The organism is Rhodanobacter ginsengisoli (assembly GCF_042657065.1).
In the GTDB taxonomy this organism is placed as follows: Bacteria; Pseudomonadota; Gammaproteobacteria; order Xanthomonadales; family Rhodanobacteraceae; genus Rhodanobacter; species Rhodanobacter ginsengisoli.
In genome coordinates, this window is sequence record NZ_JBHSNF010000001.1 from 587,592 (window position 1) to 602,748 (window position 15,157).

The 15,157-nt window shown below is 66.3% G+C and carries 14 protein-coding genes and 1 tRNA gene; 9 read left to right on the forward strand and 6 right to left on the reverse strand.

Annotated elements, in window-relative coordinates:
• Positions 1-12 precede the first annotated feature (12 nt).
• Positions 13-930 (reverse strand): drug/metabolite exporter YedA, encoded by a 918-nt coding sequence (gene yedA / locus ACFPPA_RS02465; RefSeq protein WP_377316934.1) that lies wholly within the window; start codon positions 928-930, stop codon positions 13-15.
• Between the two features lie 126 nt (positions 931-1,056).
• Positions 1,057-1,332: a hypothetical protein gene (locus ACFPPA_RS02470; protein ID WP_377316936.1), complete on the reverse strand. Its 276-nt coding sequence runs from the start codon at positions 1,330-1,332 to the stop codon at positions 1,057-1,059.
• Positions 1,333-1,409: 77 nt separating this feature from the next.
• Between ACFPPA_RS02470 and ACFPPA_RS02475 the strand changes: the two genes are divergently transcribed.
• Positions 1,410-1,772, forward strand: coding sequence for a Rieske (2Fe-2S) protein (locus tag ACFPPA_RS02475; protein WP_377316938.1), 363 nt, complete (start codon positions 1,410-1,412; stop codon positions 1,770-1,772).
• A gap of 386 nt (positions 1,773-2,158) precedes the next feature.
• On the opposite strand, the gene ACFPPA_RS02480 is transcribed toward ACFPPA_RS02475, so the two are convergent.
• From ACFPPA_RS02480 to ACFPPA_RS02490, 3 genes are all read right to left on the reverse strand, one after another.
• Entirely contained in the window at positions 2,159-3,976 is a 1,818-nt protein-coding gene (locus tag ACFPPA_RS02480; RefSeq protein ID WP_377319429.1) for an SLC13 family permease, read from the reverse strand.
• A gap of 234 nt (positions 3,977-4,210) precedes the next feature.
• Positions 4,211-4,927, reverse strand: coding sequence for a tRNA (guanosine(46)-N7)-methyltransferase TrmB (gene trmB, locus ACFPPA_RS02485; RefSeq protein WP_377316940.1), 717 nt, complete (start codon positions 4,925-4,927; stop codon positions 4,211-4,213).
• A gap of 133 nt (positions 4,928-5,060) precedes the next feature.
• Entirely contained in the window at positions 5,061-7,253 is a 2,193-nt protein-coding gene (locus ACFPPA_RS02490; RefSeq protein WP_377316942.1) for a DUF6600 domain-containing protein, read from the reverse strand.
• A gap of 284 nt (positions 7,254-7,537) precedes the next feature.
• On the opposite strand from ACFPPA_RS02490, the gene ACFPPA_RS02495 reads away from it, so the two are divergent.
• The 8 genes from ACFPPA_RS02495 to ACFPPA_RS02530 all read left to right on the forward strand — a co-directional run bounded on the left by ACFPPA_RS02495 (position 7,538) and on the right by ACFPPA_RS02530 (position 14,171).
• Positions 7,538-7,611: transfer RNA gene (locus ACFPPA_RS02495), tRNA-Gly, on the forward strand.
• A 40-nt stretch (positions 7,612-7,651) separates the two neighbouring features.
• A complete protein-coding gene (locus ACFPPA_RS02500) occupies positions 7,652-8,119 on the forward strand; it encodes an ATP-dependent zinc protease family protein (protein ID WP_377316944.1) in 468 nt (155 codons plus the stop codon).
• A gap of 10 nt (positions 8,120-8,129) precedes the next feature.
• A complete protein-coding gene (gene rimK, locus ACFPPA_RS02505) occupies positions 8,130-9,053 on the forward strand; it encodes a 30S ribosomal protein S6--L-glutamate ligase (RefSeq protein ID WP_377316946.1) in 924 nt (307 codons plus the stop codon).
• Between the two features lie 110 nt (positions 9,054-9,163).
• Positions 9,164-9,652, forward strand: a complete 489-nt coding sequence (locus ACFPPA_RS02510; protein WP_377316948.1) for a hypothetical protein — start codon at positions 9,164-9,166, stop codon at positions 9,650-9,652.
• A 77-nt stretch (positions 9,653-9,729) separates the two neighbouring features.
• Positions 9,730-10,125 (forward strand): BlaI/MecI/CopY family transcriptional regulator, encoded by a 396-nt coding sequence (locus ACFPPA_RS02515; protein WP_377316950.1) that lies wholly within the window; start codon positions 9,730-9,732, stop codon positions 10,123-10,125.
• Entirely contained in the window at positions 10,125-11,870 is a 1,746-nt protein-coding gene (locus tag ACFPPA_RS02520; RefSeq protein ID WP_377316952.1) for a TonB family protein, read from the forward strand. Before ACFPPA_RS02515 ends, ACFPPA_RS02520 begins: the two co-directional genes overlap by 1 nt.
• 347 nt (positions 11,871-12,217) lie before the next feature.
• Positions 12,218-12,904, forward strand: a complete 687-nt coding sequence (locus ACFPPA_RS02525; protein WP_377316954.1) for a response regulator transcription factor — start codon at positions 12,218-12,220, stop codon at positions 12,902-12,904.
• Positions 12,888-14,171 (forward strand): sensor histidine kinase, encoded by a 1,284-nt coding sequence (locus ACFPPA_RS02530; protein WP_377316956.1) that lies wholly within the window; start codon positions 12,888-12,890, stop codon positions 14,169-14,171. The genes ACFPPA_RS02525 and ACFPPA_RS02530 overlap by 17 nt, the downstream gene beginning before the upstream one ends.
• A 52-nt stretch (positions 14,172-14,223) precedes the next feature.
• Here ACFPPA_RS02530 and ACFPPA_RS02535 read toward each other — a convergent pair whose 3' ends face one another.
• Positions 14,224-15,141 carry a branched-chain amino acid transaminase gene (locus tag ACFPPA_RS02535; protein ID WP_377316958.1) on the reverse strand — a complete coding sequence of 306 codons (918 nt, stop codon included), beginning with the start codon at positions 15,139-15,141 and terminating at the stop codon, positions 14,224-14,226.
• Positions 15,142-15,157: the final 16 nt, after the last annotated feature.

Below are 15,157 nucleotides of genomic sequence, written 5' to 3' on the forward strand. Positions count from 1 at the left end.
CGGCGGACGGACTCAGGCGGGACGCTTCTGCCGGGCCAGCGTGATCACCGCCACGCCGAACAGGATGATCGCCATGCCGGCGAGGTCATACGGGCCGACATGTTCACCGGCCAGCATGACACCGAACAGCACCGCCACCGGCGGATTCACATAGGCGTAGCTGGTGGCCAAGGCCGGCCGGGCGTGCTTGAGCACGTAGAGGTAGGCGCTGAACGCGACGATCGAACCGAACACGCCCAGGTAGACCAGCGCCAGCGTGGCATGCACGGTGGGATGCGACGGCAGGTGCTCGCCGCCGGCAAAACCGACGAGCAGCAGGGCGACGCTGGCGCAGAGCATCTGCGCGGCGGTGTTCATCGGCCCCGGGGGCATCTGTTGATGCCGGCTCCAGGCCGAGCCGAACGCCCAGCACATCGCCGCGACCAGCAGCGCCAGTGCACCGAGGCGCGAGCCGGACAGGCTGCTGCCCAGGTTCAGCACGATCACGCCGGCGAAGCCGATCGCCAGGCCGGCGATCTCCCGCCGGTTCGGCCACTGGCCATACAGGCCGGTGAACAGCGCGGCGAACAGCGGCATGCTGGCCACCGCCACCGCCGCGATCCCCGAGCTCACCCGCTCTTCGGCAAAGCAGACCAGGCCGTTGCCCATGCCCAGCAGCAGCAACCCGGTGAACGCGGCATTGCGCCATTGCAGGGGCGTCGGCGAGGCCATCCCGCGCAGGCGCAGAAAGCCGTACAGCACCAGGCCGGCGCAAAGGAAGCGGATGCCGGCGAGCAGGAACGGAGGGTAGCTTTCCAGCGCGAAGCGGATACCCAGATAAGTCGAGCCCCAGATCACGTAGAGCGCGAACAGCGCCAACGGAATCATCCAGCGGGGATCGCTCAGCGGGTGCGGTGATTCCGCCGCGGCAGGGGCAGAGATATCGGACATGGGCGCGGATCGTGTGGGGAGGGCGCATTATCCGCGAGCCTGCAGCGCTTGTCGTCAGCCGAAGCGGCACCCCGTGATCGACAGCGGGATCGCCCGGATTGAGTCAGGAGTCGGTTGCGGCGGAGCTCAATGCGCGACGGGACGATGGTTCCGGACCACCACGAACTCGCCTTCCAGCACGGCCGGATGGTGGGCGGAGACCGACGACGCGGATTGCGCCGGGCTGCGTGCATGCTTCCACTGGCGCACGGCCAGCAGCACGATGCCGCCGACCAGCAGCACCCCGGCCACGACCAGCCCGAACACCAGCAACACACCGATGACCGCCATGCCCAGCAGCAGCGACAGGAAACGGGCCAGCGGGTGACGGGGGCGACGCATGGAGGGCATGGAAAAGTACATGTGTTAAAAATCCGTGTGTTAAAATCAACGACTTACGCGACAACGATGAGGCCAACCGGCCCGCGAGGCAAGTGCCGATGGATACAGTTACCCCGGTCGAATCCACAAGTCAGCCGCTGTGCCGGCTGGACGAGATTCCGGATGGCGGTGCCAGCGCGGTCGATGCCGTGCTGGCCGATGGCGAGGAGAATCTGATCCTGTTGCGCCATGGCGGGCAGGTGCGCGGCTACCTCAACATCTGTCCGCATACCGGTCGCCGGCTCGATTACGCTCCCGGCAAGTTCCTGCTCAAGAACGACACGCTGATCTGTGCCGTGCACGGGGCCACGTTCAACCGCGTCGATGGGTTGTGCATCGCCGGACCCTGCCGCGGCGAACATCTGCGCGAAGTGGCGCTGCGGGTGGAGGGCGGCGAGATCCACCTGTTGCCCGGCGCCTGATCCGCCCGATCCGCCGCTTGCAGACGGCCGTCGGCGACATCCCGTGGCAGCAGGTTCTTGATGTCGAAGATCGCACAGGTTGCCCGCCCGAAGCGACGGATGGGCTCGCTGCCCAGCTCGGCAAAACACCGGTGGGCCACGGTGAGTATCACGGCGTCGTAGACCCCTTCCTCGACCTGCGCGATGGGCCGGATGCCGAGTTTCTGCTGCGCCTCGTCCGCATCCGCCCAGGGATCATGGACGTGATCCCAGCGCTCACGGCCCGCCACTCGTGCAGGACGTCGACCACGCAACCGTCGTGCCGCTCCGCGACGTGGGCGGCACGGGCTTGTCGGAGCTGCCGCGAGCGGAGTTGACCGTCATGGCGCGCTGACCCGGGTGGGCATTCAATGGAACATCAGGTTGACCACGACCAGGGTGACGACCAGTACCACCACGGTCAGAGGTGCGCCGACGCGCAGGAAATCCTTGCCGCGATAACCGCCCGGGCCGGTGACCATCATCAGCGCCGGGTGGCCCGAGCTGAGCAGGAAGGTGTTGGACGAGGACACCGCCACGATCAGCGCATAGGCCGACGGATTGCCGCCGGTGGCGACCGCCACGCTGATCGCGATCGGCACCATCATCACGGTGGCGCCGACGTTCGACATCACCTGCGAGAACAGCAGGGTGAGTACCGCCAGGCACAGCTGCAGCACCCAGGGCGCGCCGCCGCCCAGATGCAGCAGCACTTCCTGTGCGATCCACGCGGCGGTGCCGGTGGCGTCCATCGACCAGCCCAGCGGGATCAGGCAGGCGATCACGAAGATCGTCTTCCAGTTGACCGCCTTGTACGCCTCGTCCATGTTCAGCACGCCGGTCAGCAGCATCGCGATCGCGCCGGTCATCATCGATACCGACAGGTCGAGGTTGGTGAACAGCGCCAGCCCCTGCGCCATCAGGAAGAAGCCCACGGCCTGCCAGATCTTGCCGGGACGCTGTTCTTCCTTCGGGATGTCGGTGACGACGACCAGATCCTTGTCTTCCGAGGCCAGCGCCAGGTCACGCCAGTTGCTGTGCAGCACCAGCGTATCGCCCGCACGCAGGCTCACCGCGCGCACGTCATCGCGAAACACCTGGTCGCCGCGGGTCACCGCGAGCACCGAGATGCCGAAGCGCTTGCGCAGCCGCAACTCGCCCACGGTCTGCTTGATGAAGCGCGAGCTGGGCGGGATCACCACCTCGGAGATGCCGGCGCGGGTCGGGTTGAACAGCTCGCCGAGCTGGCGCATGCGGGTGGACAGCCGGCACAGCTGGTTGTTGGCGAACTGGCTCAGCTGCTCGCGCGGGCCGAGCACACCGAGCACCGAGCCGACCCAGATCACATGATCGGCCGGCGGTGCCATGCGTGAGTCGTTGCCGCTCTTGATCGCCAGGATCAGCGGCGCCTCGTACAGCGATTCGGCCTCGCCGATGCTCATGCCGACCAGCGGGCTTTCCGCGGTGACGGTCAGTTCGGCGGTCTCGCCGCCGATGCCGTAGGTTTCGGCGAAGTAACTCTCGGTGCGTCCGGGTGTCACCTTCAGCCGCTCGTCCTCGTGGCTGGGCAGCAGCTTGTGGCCGAACAGGTAGAAATAGAGCACGCCGACCAGGGCCAGGGCGAGGCCGATCGGGGTCACGCTGAACAGGCCGAACTTCGGGATCGTGTGCGCACCCGGCGGCAGGTTGAGGTTGGCGCTGGCGATCAGGTCGTTCAGCACGATCAGCGGGGAGTTCGCGATCAGCGTGGTGTTGGTGGCGGTCAGGATGCAGAACGCCATCGGCAGCAACAGCCGGGACAGCGGCACACCGGTGCGCGCGGACAGCCGGCTGCTGACCGGGATCATCAGCGCGGCCAGCGCCTGGCTCGGGATCACCGCGCTGAACAGGCTGGTCACCAGGTTGATCACCACGCCCAGGCGCGATTCCATGCCGCGCGCCATGCGCATCACGAAGTGCGCGGTGTGGCTGAGTACGCCGGCACGGTCCAGTCCCTCGCCCATGATCATGATCGCGATGATCGCGATCACCGCGTTGCCGGCGAAGCCGTTGAACACGCGGTCGGAGGGAATCAGCCCGGTCAGGCCGATCGCCACCACCACCAGCAGCGCGACCATGTCGGCGCGGATCCATTCCAGCACCAGCATCAGCATGGTGAAGCCCACCAGCCCGAGTACCAGGATCATTTCGGGAGTGAGCGACAGTCCCACTAGCGGACGTCCCGGAAGGGCGGCGGGGAATGCTGGATATGACAGGGCAGTGGAAGCTTCACGCTGCGTCGATTCGTCCCTGGGTGGATGGGGCGAGTATAAGCGGGCCAGCGCATCGGCTGGTGAATCGCCGCACTATGGATGGCTCGGTTGCATGCACCACGATGCCGTTTCCCGCGACGCCGGTGTCGAAACGGTGCAGCAACGAGTTCAGACCCTGCGGTACAGCAGGTCCCGCACCCCATGCCCCAGCTTCAGTCCGCGCCGCTCGAAGTGAGTCTCGATGCGCCACGCGGGCTTCTCGGCGTACTGGCCCGGGCCGAGGTCGTTGCGCCAGCCGGGTGCCGCCTCCATCACGTCGAGCATGTGCTCGGCATAGGGCTGCCAGTCGGTGGCCAGGTGCAGCAGGCCGTTCGGCACCATGCGCGAAGCGAGCAGCGCGGCGAAGTCGGGCTGGATCAAGCGGCGCTTGTTGTGGCGCTTCTTGTGCCACGGATCGGGAAACCAGATGCGCACTTCGGCCAGCGAGGCCGGGGCGATCTCGTGTTCCAGCACTTCCACGGCATCGTGCCGGTACACCCGCACATTGCCGGCATCGCGTGCGGCCAGCGCGTTCACCAGGCGGCCGACGCCGGGGCCATGCACTTCCACGCCGATGAAGTCGCGCGCCAGGTCGTGCTCGCTGGCCCAGGCCAGCGCTTCGCCGTTGCCGAAGCCGATCTCGAGTACGTGCGGCGCCTGCCGCCCGAAGCTGGCGTCGAGATCGCGTGGCTTGCCCCGGTAGTCGAGTCCGAAGCGCGACCACAGGGTATCGAACGCCCGTTGCTGAGCGGGGGTCATGCGGCCTTCGCGCAGCACGAAGCTGCGGATGCGGCGCATGTAGCCCGTGGAGGTGTCGTGGGGTTCGCTGTCGCTGATGTCGGTCATGCTGAATCCAGGGGTGTGACGCCGCCCCGGCAACGGCGGGGCGGCGCACCCATGCAACGTGGTGAGGCGTCGTGGCTTGCGCGGCACCCGATCTGCCGGGTGCCGCGGCGAGGGAGCAGACTCTACCTCAGCTTCATGGTCGCTGCCCGTCCTTCCGCCGTTTCGGTGGCGGCTCTCTCTCGGGCCGGGGCTCGCTGCGCTGCGCACGAGGTGCTTCGGCGCGGGGTGGCGCGGCGACCCGTGGCGGCTGCTGGTAGCGCGGCTGCTGCATGATTTGCCGCGGCGGTTCGCTGCGCGCCGGCATCGGGCGTGGAGCCTCACGGACGTAGCTGCGCGGCTCGGGCGCCGCACGCTGGAAGCGTGGCTCGGGGGCGTTGCGCATGGGGATGTTCCGGGCGGCCCGGTCAGGCTGTCTGCTGCGGTCGGCCTCGAAGCGCTGTTGTGGGCGTGCCTCGCTGGTCGGCGCGATCCGGTTGACCGGTTCGGCGCGCCGGATCTGCGGCACGGCGGGCAGGTCCGGACCACCTCGGGACATCGGGCGACTCGCTCTTTCGCCGGCGCCGGAGATGTAGCTGACGCCCGGTCGCGGCATCGACTCGCGTCGGTCCATATGGTCCCGGCCCTGCGGATGGGCGAATCGGGCCGATGGCAATCCGGACTCCGCGCGGACGGTGGCAGCATCGCCATGACCCCGGTCGGCCGGCGTACCCGCGGTCACCCGCGTGGCGACCGGCAGCGCCCGGATCGGGCCGGAGACCTGGCGCCGATCCAGCACGCGGACATGGGAGTCGACGGCAGGGCCAGCGCGCCGCGAACCGATCGAACGGTCGGCATGACCGATGTCTCCTGCGCCTCGCGTCATGACCGGTGGCGCGTGGCGCGCCACCACTTCGCGGTTGAAACCGCCGGCCGGCAGATTGCGCACATGGGCATTTCCGGGTGCTCTTGCGGCTTCCGCATCCGGGCGCAACTGACGGGATCCGCGTGCAAGCATCGGCGCCGCGGCGCGTTCGCGTGCGTCGACCCGGACCAGGTTGCGGCGGACATCCCGGCCGGCGGCAAACGTCCGGCCCGGCACGGCAGTGAAGCCGCGGGGCGCGTCGCGGTTGGCATGGCGCCCGTCAGCATCCGGCAGGCCCCGCCGATAGCGATCGTAGTGATGATCGATGTCGGCGCGGTGATCGTGCCCATGGCGCTCGCGCATGTTGTGGATGTTGATGTCGGCGTAGTAGCCGCGGCTGGTGTGGTACCACGGATCGTAGATTTCGTCCGGGCCGAGCGGGAACCAGCCGACCGGGCCGCTACCGATGCCGACCGACCAGCCGCCGCCGCCGACAAACGCAACCAGCGCCGGCGCGTAGATCGGACGCACGTCGCGCGGCCCCGGGATCCAGCCCCATCCGCGATGCGTGTAGGCCCAGCGACCGTAGTGGTAGGGCGCATAACCCCACGGGGTATCGTCCACCCAGGTCCAGCCCCACGGCGCGATATAGGCCCAGTGGCCGTCGCGGTAAGGCGCCCAGTCGGCGGCGACCTGGGTCGGGTACCACACGGCACCGTAGTCGCTGGTGTCCTGCCAGTCGCCGTACTGGTCCAGATCCTGGTAGCCGACCACGTCGTCGGAGACGTACCGGCGGCTGACCGATTCCGCGTAGCGCCGGTTGCGCCGGTCGGTCCAGGCGTCGAACGCATCGCCACCGTCGATATCCATGATCGTCACCATCGCCAGGCTGGAATCGGCGAAGCGATAACTGCGACCGGGATTGATCGTGCGCTGGGCGTTGTCCTGTCCATAGACGGAGGCGCTGCCGTCGAACGCGGTGACCCGGGTGCCGCCACGGTCGTCGATGTCCACCCGGAAGGTGCCGGGCTGGTCGATCACCAGCGCCACGGTCGGCGTGTCGATCTCGTAGCTCTGGCCGTCATCCAGATGACGGACGCTGAGACTGAGGGTGCCCTGGGTCAGTTCGACCTGGGCCAGCCGATCGTCGAGGTCGAGCAGGCCGACGTCGGTCCGGTGGTCCATGCGCAGCGTGCCGCCGCCGAATTCCAGTTCGGCGCGGGCATTGTCGCTGGTGGACAAGCGGTCGCCGGTGGTCAGCGGCCGGTTGAGGTCGGCATCGCTCCAGTCGCTGGCGCCGGCGGGCAGGAAGCCCAGGTCGCCGGCAACGTACGACAGCCGGGCGACCCGGCCGGGCGGGTCGGCGCTGTCGTCGTTCACGCCGGACTGGGCCTGGGCCAGGCCGGCGCCGGCACACAGCAGCAGAACAGCCAGCAGTCGTCCGTGGCGGCGCAGTGGAGCAAGGAACTTCGCAAGCAAGCGCATGGTGTTTCCTCGGGTGAGGTGGCATGTATCGCACGATGGATCCACTCGATCCGCGGTCCGTTCTGCGATGACGGCCAGATTATGCGCATGGGCGGGATTAGGACGGGCTTAGTTTTGCCGCTCCGTGCCGTTGCCGGTTCAGCTGGCCGCCATCTGCGATTCATGCGCTGTTGGGTCGAGAGTGACGGCCCGCCTTGGACGCGGTCGAATCGAATCGGATGCCGTGGGAAAGGATTCCGGTAGTTCCAACCGGGCGAATCCCGGGTTACCATCCGCCGACCAGCGCGGGTGTAGCTCAATGGTAGAGCTGTAGCTTCCCAAGCTACTGACGAGGGTTCGATTCCCTTCACCCGCTCCATTCCCCCGGTCCTCCGATCCCCGAGCTATCGCGAACCCCTATGGCGGATCTGATCAGCGCGCGCCTGGTTACGTTGGGCTGGCGGGAGCGACTGGCGCTGCCGCAGCTGGGCATCGGCATGCTCAAGGCCAAGCTCGACACCGGCGCCCGCAGCAGCTCGCTGCATGTCGACACGCTGGAGGAATTTCAGCACGACGGCGCCACCTGGCTGCGCTTCACCATGCATGTCGGTCGCCGGCATCCGCTGGAGGTATGTTGCGAGGCACCGGCACTGGATCGGCGCACGGTGACCGACACCGGCGGTCGTCGTACCGAGCGCTGGTTCATCCGCAGCGAAGTATTGCTGGCGGGGCAACAATTCAGCGTCGACATCAACCTCACCGATCGTCGGCACATGCTGTTTCCGATGTTGCTGGGCCGCAGTGCGCTGCATGGCCGTTTCGCGGTGGACCCGGCACTTTCCTATACCCAGTCGCGACCGCTCTCGGCGGCCGCTTTCCCGGCATGATGGCCTCTGTATGAAAATTGCGATCCTGTCGCGCAACACCCGCCTGTATTCGACCAAGCGACTGGTCGAGGCGGCGCGCGTGCGCGGCCATGTGGTGCGCGTGCTCGACCCCTTGCGCTGCTATGTGCGGATCGCACCGGGCGCCGTGGCGATCCGCTACAACGGCAAGGCGGTCCGCGACATCGATGCGGTGATTCCGCGCATCGGCACTTCCAGCACGTTCTATGGCACGGCCGTGTTGCGGCAGCTCGAGATGATGGGCGTGTACACGCCCAATCCCTCCGATGCCGTGCTGCGCGCGCGCGACAAGCTGCGTTGCCTGCAGATCCTGTCCGCGCAGGGCATCGACATGCCGGTCACGGTATTCGGCGACAACCCCGACGACACCGCCGACGTGCTGGCCCTGCTCGGCGATCCGCCGCACGTGATCAAGCTCAATGAAGGCACCCAGGGCACCGGCGTGGTGCTGGCCGAGAAACGCAGCGCATCACAAAGCGTGATCGAGGCGTTCCGCGGCCTGTACGCCAATTTCCTGGTGCAGGAGTTCATCGCCGAGGCCAACGGCAGCGACTTGCGCTGCTTCGTGGTCGGCAAGAAAGTCGTGGCGGCGATGCAGCGCGAGGCCAGCCCCGGCGAGTTCCGCGCCAACCTGCATCGGGGCGGGCGCGCCTTGGCGGCGACCCTGAGCGCGGAGGAAAAACGCATCGCCGTGCGTGCCGCCGGTGCGCTCGGCCTGGGCATCGCGGGGGTCGACCTGCTGCGTTCCAGGCGCGGTCCGTTGTTGCTGGAAGTGAATGCCTCACCCGGGCTGGAAGGGATCGAGGCGGCCACCGGCGTCGATGTGGCCGGCGCCATCATCGAGCTGCTTCAATCGAATGCAGCCGAGGTGGCGGCAGAGGCCCGGCCGAGACGGAATATGCTACGAAAAGCGTAGTACGACAATCTTCGTTGACAGCGTCGAAAACTCTCTCTTATGATCCCCGCACAGGGATCTTGCGACAGGCAGCCCGCAACGGGTGTGCGGCTTGATCGGGAGAGTGGGGCATGAAACTGAAGGGTAGTTTGATCGGAGTATTTGCTGTCGCGGTGATGCTGCAGGTGGGAGCCGCGCAGGCATCCAAGGCCAAGGTGGCCGTCAAGGTGGACAACAAGGCGGACTTTACGGCGGTCGTCGCGACGGTGCACAAGGAAATGCTTCCGGGCGGCCGATACGATCTCATCAGTGAAAAAGAGCGTGGCGAAGTGGACAGCCATCTGGCCGACATGCAGTCGCTGTTCGACAAATACGATACTGTCGACAAGATGGATCCGAACGCAAAGATCCAGCTTTTCAATGATCAGGAAGCGGTAAATGCGACCTTGACCCATCGGGACAATGATCGTCTGATTTGCGAGTCGATCGCACCGGTGGGATCGCATATCCCGCGGACAACGTGCGTGACCTATGGACAGAAAATGCAGAACGAACGCGACAGGCTGCATGTGATGGATCAGATGAAACACGTGCAGAATCTCCGGGGCGGCGGCAACTGAAGAAAGAGCGCCGCTCATTGCCGAACCGAGGCGGGCCGGGCAAGGGATGCCCGGCCCGCCGCAGAGGGTGATTTCACATGAAGAAGACGCGCGCGGGTGTGCCGAAGCCAACCGAGGGCGAGTTGGAGATCCTGCACGTGCTGTGGTCGCGGGATGCTTGCACGGTGCGCGAAGTGCATGACGTGCTGCACCTCAATGAAGGCACCGGCTACACCACGGCATTGAAACTGCTGCAGGTCATGCATGCCAAGGGACTGGTGGAGCGTGACGATTCGCAGCGCGCGCATGTGTATCGTGCGGCGGTGAGCAAGGAGCGTACGCAGAAGCGGTTCCTGGTCGATCTGGTGCAGCGGGTATTCGACGGTTCGTCCTCCCAGTTGGTGTTGCATGCGCTGGGCAGTCAGCAGACAAGCCCCGAGGAATTGCGCGAGATCCGCCGCCTGTTGAACAAGCTCGACAAGGACGCGCCGTGATGGACGCGTTCTCCCTGATGCTGAGCGGCGTGCGGATCATCGGCTGGGTGTTGCTGCATTTCCTGTGGCAGGCTGCCCTGGTGGGTGTGGTCTACGGGGCCGTACGGTCGGCGTTGCCGCGCGGCGAATGGCGTTACCGCTTCGGCATGGGCGCGCTGATCGTGCTTGCGGCGTGCCCCGTGTTCACTTGCTGGTGGCTGCTGGATGCGGCGACCGTTGCCGGGCAAGCTCAGGCGGCCATCGACACGGTGACGCCGGCCCTGTCCATGTCCTCCGCAACAGCGAATGAGGGACTGGATTGGCAGGCCGGGCTAGACGCCTTGCTGCCCTGGTTGGTGCTGGCCTGGTCGGCGGGTGTGCTGCTGCTGTCGCTGCGTGCCTGGCAGCAGTGGCGGCGACTGAAGGTCCTGGTGTGCGTGGCTGAACGAGCACCGTTGTGGCAGGCCAGGCTCAACCTGATGGCCGACCGCTTCGGGTTGCGCCGGCGTGTCGCCGTGCTGTGCAGCAAGCTCGTCGTCACCCCCATTCTGGTGGGCTGGATACGCCCCGTGATCCTGTTGCCCATGGCGGTGGCGTGCGATTTTCCGGTGACCCAGGTCGAGCTGATCCTGGCCCATGAGCTGGCGCACCTGAAGCGGCTGGATCCGGTGGCCAACCTGTTCCAGGTGATCCTGGAAACATTGCATTTCTATCATCCGGTGGTGCACTGGATTTCGCGTGATGTTCGCAACGAACGCGAAATCTGCTGCGACCAGCTCGCATTGTCGGTCACCGGTGGCAGCCGGCAGGAATTCGCGGCGACACTGGCCCAACTCGGTGAGTTGCGTCAGCGTCCCGGCTCGCTGCTGCTCGCTGCCAATGGCGGTATTTTGCTTGATCGCGTGCAGTACATGGTCCTGCCGGCGCAGCGGGTCGAACGGAGGAGGACGCCAGCTCACCTCGTCGCGGTGCTGCTTGGCGCCACGTTGATTGCGCTCACCCTGCGGCTGGAGTGGAGGCAGATCCGTCAGCAGGAAACGCTGGCCGAAGCCTCCCTGCAAATGCCCTCGACGATTGCTCCGTTCGTGATCGCGATGAAAAGTCCGATGATCCCCGCACTGGATGTCGCGGCGGCGGCCTTCCTGCCGCATCTGGCACCGCTGCGTCCATCGCCGGTGATTCCGGTCCGGCAGGAGCCTGTGGCCGGGGCGATCGAAGCGCCGCGGCTGTCTGTGCCCAGCGCAGCCATCCCTGAACTGGCCGTACCGACCCAGCGGGTCGCGCCACCGCTGGCGACAGCGACCATGCCGAAAGTGGCACCGATAGCGACGACGGAGTCGCCGCCATCCCCTGCATCGACGCCTCCATTGACGCCAACCCGCATCCGGCAGCCGATCTATCCGCAGATGGCGTTGATGCGGGGGATCGAAGGGAAGGTGGTGATCGAATTCGGGCTCACTGCCGATGGCGGTCTGCGGGATTTGCAGGTCGTCCACGCCGAGCCGACCGGCATATTCGACCAGGCGGCGATGCGTGCGATGCGAGGCTGGAGATATCCGGCCCCGCGGGGCTCGGCGGAGCAGCGGCGATACCGCCAGACCATGGTGTTCGTGCTGAATGCGGCGATGGCCGGCACGCGCGCGTCATCCGATGCACATGCGGGCAGCGAGGAGATCCGGGCCCGGGCGGCTTGCCAGGTCGTCACCGGGACGCATATTTGCCGCTGGCCCGGAGACGATGCGGGCCTCGTCAGGGGGCGCCAGTGAAAATTGCCGTTGGCACCGACCATTGGGAGAGAACGCCATGGCGTCTTCCGATGTGCTTGCTCGCAGAGCAGGTCCGATTAACCGTACCGTAACCATGGGCGTCGTATAACTCAGTCTCTATCGATTTGTCAGGTATTTCAGCCGCAAGGCCGAGCGAAGGCAGATGATGGTATCGGGGCAGTAGTTTGGGCCCAGGTGTGACGACGGCGAGTCGCGCATCTGGGCCTTTTTCTTGCCTGTGTCCCGGGACGTTCATTTTCGCCTGGCAAGCGGTACGCTTCATTCACGCAAGCTTGTTAAGCTGGCAGCCCCAGTCGGCCCGTGCGCCGGTTGTGCAGGAGTGACACATGCGTGTACTGGTGATCGAAGACAACAGCGATATCGCGACCAACATCGGCGATTATCTGGAAGACCGCGGCAACATGGTCGATTTTGCGGGCGATGGCGTGACCGGCCTGCACCTGGCCGTGGTGCACGATTTTGACGTGATCGTGCTGGATCTCACGCTGCCTGGCATGGATGGCCTCGAAGTGGCGCGCAAGCTGCGGCACGAGGCACACAAGCAGACGCCGATCCTGATGCTCACCGCGCGCGATGCGCTGGAGCAGAAGCTGACCGGCTTCGAGTCCGGCGCCGATGACTACATGACCAAGCCGTTCGCGTTGCAGGAACTGGCGGCGCGGCTGGAAGTGCTGGCGCGTCGCGGCAAGGGCCCGCAGAGCCGGGTGCTGAAGGTGGCCGACCTTACCTTCAACCTCGACACGCTGACGGTGAACCGCGAAGGCAAGTCGATCCAGCTCAATCCGATCGGCCTGAAGCTGCTGCAAGCGCTGATGGAGGCCAGTCCGTCGGTGGTGACCCGGCAGGACCTGGAACAGCGCGTGTGGGGCGAGGAACTGCCGGACAGCGACTCGCTGCGCGTGCATATCCACGGTCTGCGTGCGGCGATCGACAAACCATTCGAGAAGCCGCTGATCCACACGCGGCACGGCATTGGCTATCGAATGGTCGAGCCGGATGCAGTCCAGGCGTAAGCTTCGCTTCCGATTGATCGTCTCGTTCGCGCTGTTCGGCTTCGGCCTCAGCGCGCTGTTTGCCGTGGCGGCGTTGAATATCCGCGCCAAGGTGGAAGACCAGCTGATCACGGCAAGCCTGCAGGACGAGGTAGACAGCCTCAATGCACAGGTGCGTGCCGATCCTACCCAGACGCCCCACTTCAACATCGTCAAGGCGTGGACGTGGAGCGATCGTACGATCTACAAGGCGCCGCTCAGCTGGCAACAGCTGACGACGGGCGTGCACGACATCAGCGAAACCGACGCCGACGGCCAGACCAAGCGCTACAAGCTGGCGGTGCGGCGGGAAGGTGGCGTGATCAGCTTCCTGCGCTACGACGTCTCGCGCGATGAACTGGGCAAGCAGCAGTTGCTGGTCAGCGTGATCGGTGCGGTCTTCCTATTCGGACTGCTCTCGCTGGTGCTGGGCATGTGGCTCTCGCGCAAGGTGCTCAAGCCGGTCAGCGAGCTGGCCAGGCGCCTGCGCGACTTCCGCAAGGCGGGCAAGGCCGAGCCGCTGGCACCGCATTTTGCGGACGACGAGGTGGGCGAGCTCGCACTGGCGCTGGACGAATATTCGGCGCGGCTCACCGCCATGGTCGAGCGTGATCGCGAGTTCAACTCCGACGTCAGCCACGAGCTGCGCACGCCACTGGCGGTGATCGCCAGCACCACCGAATTGTTGCAGGGTTCGCCCGATCTCACCGAAAAGATCAGCGAGCGGCTGAAGCGGATCGAGCGTGCCTCGCGCCAGGCGACCGAGCTGATCGAGGCGCTGCTGCTGTTGTCGCGCGCCGAGCGGCGCGGCCCGACCCGTGGCGAGACCACCGAAGTCGGCAAGGTCGCCGCCGATGTGATCGAGAGCCAGCGCCCGCAGATGCGTGGCAAGCCATTGACCATCGAGTTGAACGTGATCGACCCCGTGACCGTCAACGCACCCGCTTCCGTACTGGCGGTGGCACTGACCAACCTGATCGGCAACGCGATCAAGTACACCCTGGAAGGCAGCGTAAGGGTCGAGGTGGGCGTCGACAGTATCGAGGTGATCGACACCGGCCCGGGGATCAAGCCGGAAGATGCCGAGCGGCTGTTTCAGCGCGGCGTGCGCGGTGAAGGTGCCGGTGGCAGCGGCGCCGGCCTCGGCCTGGCGATCGTGCGGCGGCTGTGCGAGCTCTATGGCTGGGATGTCTCGATGCGACCGCGCAGCGACGGCAACGGCGCCATCGCCAGCATCGTCTTCAGTTGAGTACCCGGGTGCAAAAAGAACCCCGCGATGCGGGGTTCTTTTTGCACCGGACTCAGACCTGCTCGAGCCAGCCCCACTTGTCGTTGGTGCGGCCATCGAACAGGCCGAAGAACAGTTCCTGCAGCCGCTCGGTGACGCGGCCGGCCTTGCCCGTGCCGACCTGTTTGCCGTCGACCGAGCGGATCGGGGTGATCTCGGCGGCGGTGCCGCACATCAGCAACTCGTCGGCGAGGTAGAGGTATTCGCGCGGGATGTCGCGTTCGATGACCTCGATGCCGTCCTCGCGGGCCAGCGTTTTCAGGGTATCGCGGGTGATCCCGGCGAGAATCGAGGCGCTGGCCGGGGTGGTGTGCAACACGCCATCGAAGACCAGGAACAGGTTCTCTCCCGCGCCTTCGCTGAGCAGGCCGCTGGACGCCAGCGCGATGCCTTCGCCGAAGCCGAGCCTGCGCGCCTCGCGCGCGATCAACTGGCCGGACAGATAGTTGCCGCCGGCCTTGGCGCCCGCCGGGAGGGTGTTCGGCGCGAACCGCTGCCAGCTCGACACACAGGCGTCGATGCCGTTCTTGAGCGCTTCCGGCCCGAGATACGGACCCATCGGCCACGCGGCCACGGCCACGTCGATCGGGGTTTCGGCGGACAGGCCGAATCCACCCAGGCCGCGGTAGGCAACCGGGCGCAGGTAGGCGGCGCCCAGTCCGTTCTTCTTCAGCACCGCACGGCAGGCCGTGGCCAGTTCGTCGACGGAATACGGCAGCACCATGTCGTAGATCTTGGCTGACTGGTACAGCCGGTTCAGATGGTCGGTGAGCCGGAAGATGGCCGCGCCATCGGGCGTGGCATAGCTGCGGATACCCTCGAACACCGACGAGCCGTAATGCAGGGCATGCGACATCACATGCGTGGTCGCCTCGGCCCACGGCTTGACGCTGCCGTTCTGCCAGATCCAATCGGGGTATTGCTGGGCCATGTCGGTTCTCCAAGGG

Bases quoted from the DNA above. Each gene is read 5' to 3' on its own strand.
- ACFPPA_RS02480 (WP_377319429.1), bottom strand. From the start codon at position 3,976: ATGATCCTGGTACTCGGGCTGGTGGGCTTCACCATGCTGATGCTGGTG.
- ACFPPA_RS02475 (WP_377316938.1), top strand. From the start codon at position 1,410: ATGGATACAGTTACCCCGGTCGAATCCACAAGTCAGCCGCTGTGCCGG.
- yedA (WP_377316934.1), bottom strand. From the start codon at position 930: ATGTCCGATATCTCTGCCCCTGCCGCGGCGGAATCACCGCACCCGCTG.
- ACFPPA_RS02520 (WP_377316952.1), top strand. From the start codon at position 10,125: ATGGACGCGTTCTCCCTGATGCTGAGCGGCGTGCGGATCATCGGCTGG.
- ACFPPA_RS02530 (WP_377316956.1), top strand. From the start codon at position 12,888: ATGCAGTCCAGGCGTAAGCTTCGCTTCCGATTGATCGTCTCGTTCGCG.
- ACFPPA_RS02500 (WP_377316944.1), top strand. From the start codon at position 7,652: ATGGCGGATCTGATCAGCGCGCGCCTGGTTACGTTGGGCTGGCGGGAG.
- ACFPPA_RS02490 (WP_377316942.1), bottom strand. From the start codon at position 7,253: ATGCGCTTGCTTGCGAAGTTCCTTGCTCCACTGCGCCGCCACGGACGA.
- rimK (WP_377316946.1), top strand. From the start codon at position 8,130: ATGAAAATTGCGATCCTGTCGCGCAACACCCGCCTGTATTCGACCAAG.
- ACFPPA_RS02510 (WP_377316948.1), top strand. From the start codon at position 9,164: ATGAAACTGAAGGGTAGTTTGATCGGAGTATTTGCTGTCGCGGTGATG.
- ACFPPA_RS02470 (WP_377316936.1), bottom strand. From the start codon at position 1,332: ATGTACTTTTCCATGCCCTCCATGCGTCGCCCCCGTCACCCGCTGGCC.
- ACFPPA_RS02515 (WP_377316950.1), top strand. From the start codon at position 9,730: ATGAAGAAGACGCGCGCGGGTGTGCCGAAGCCAACCGAGGGCGAGTTG.
- ACFPPA_RS02525 (WP_377316954.1), top strand. From the start codon at position 12,218: ATGCGTGTACTGGTGATCGAAGACAACAGCGATATCGCGACCAACATC.
- trmB (WP_377316940.1), bottom strand. From the start codon at position 4,927: ATGACCGACATCAGCGACAGCGAACCCCACGACACCTCCACGGGCTAC.
- ACFPPA_RS02535 (WP_377316958.1), bottom strand. From the start codon at position 15,141: ATGGCCCAGCAATACCCCGATTGGATCTGGCAGAACGGCAGCGTCAAG.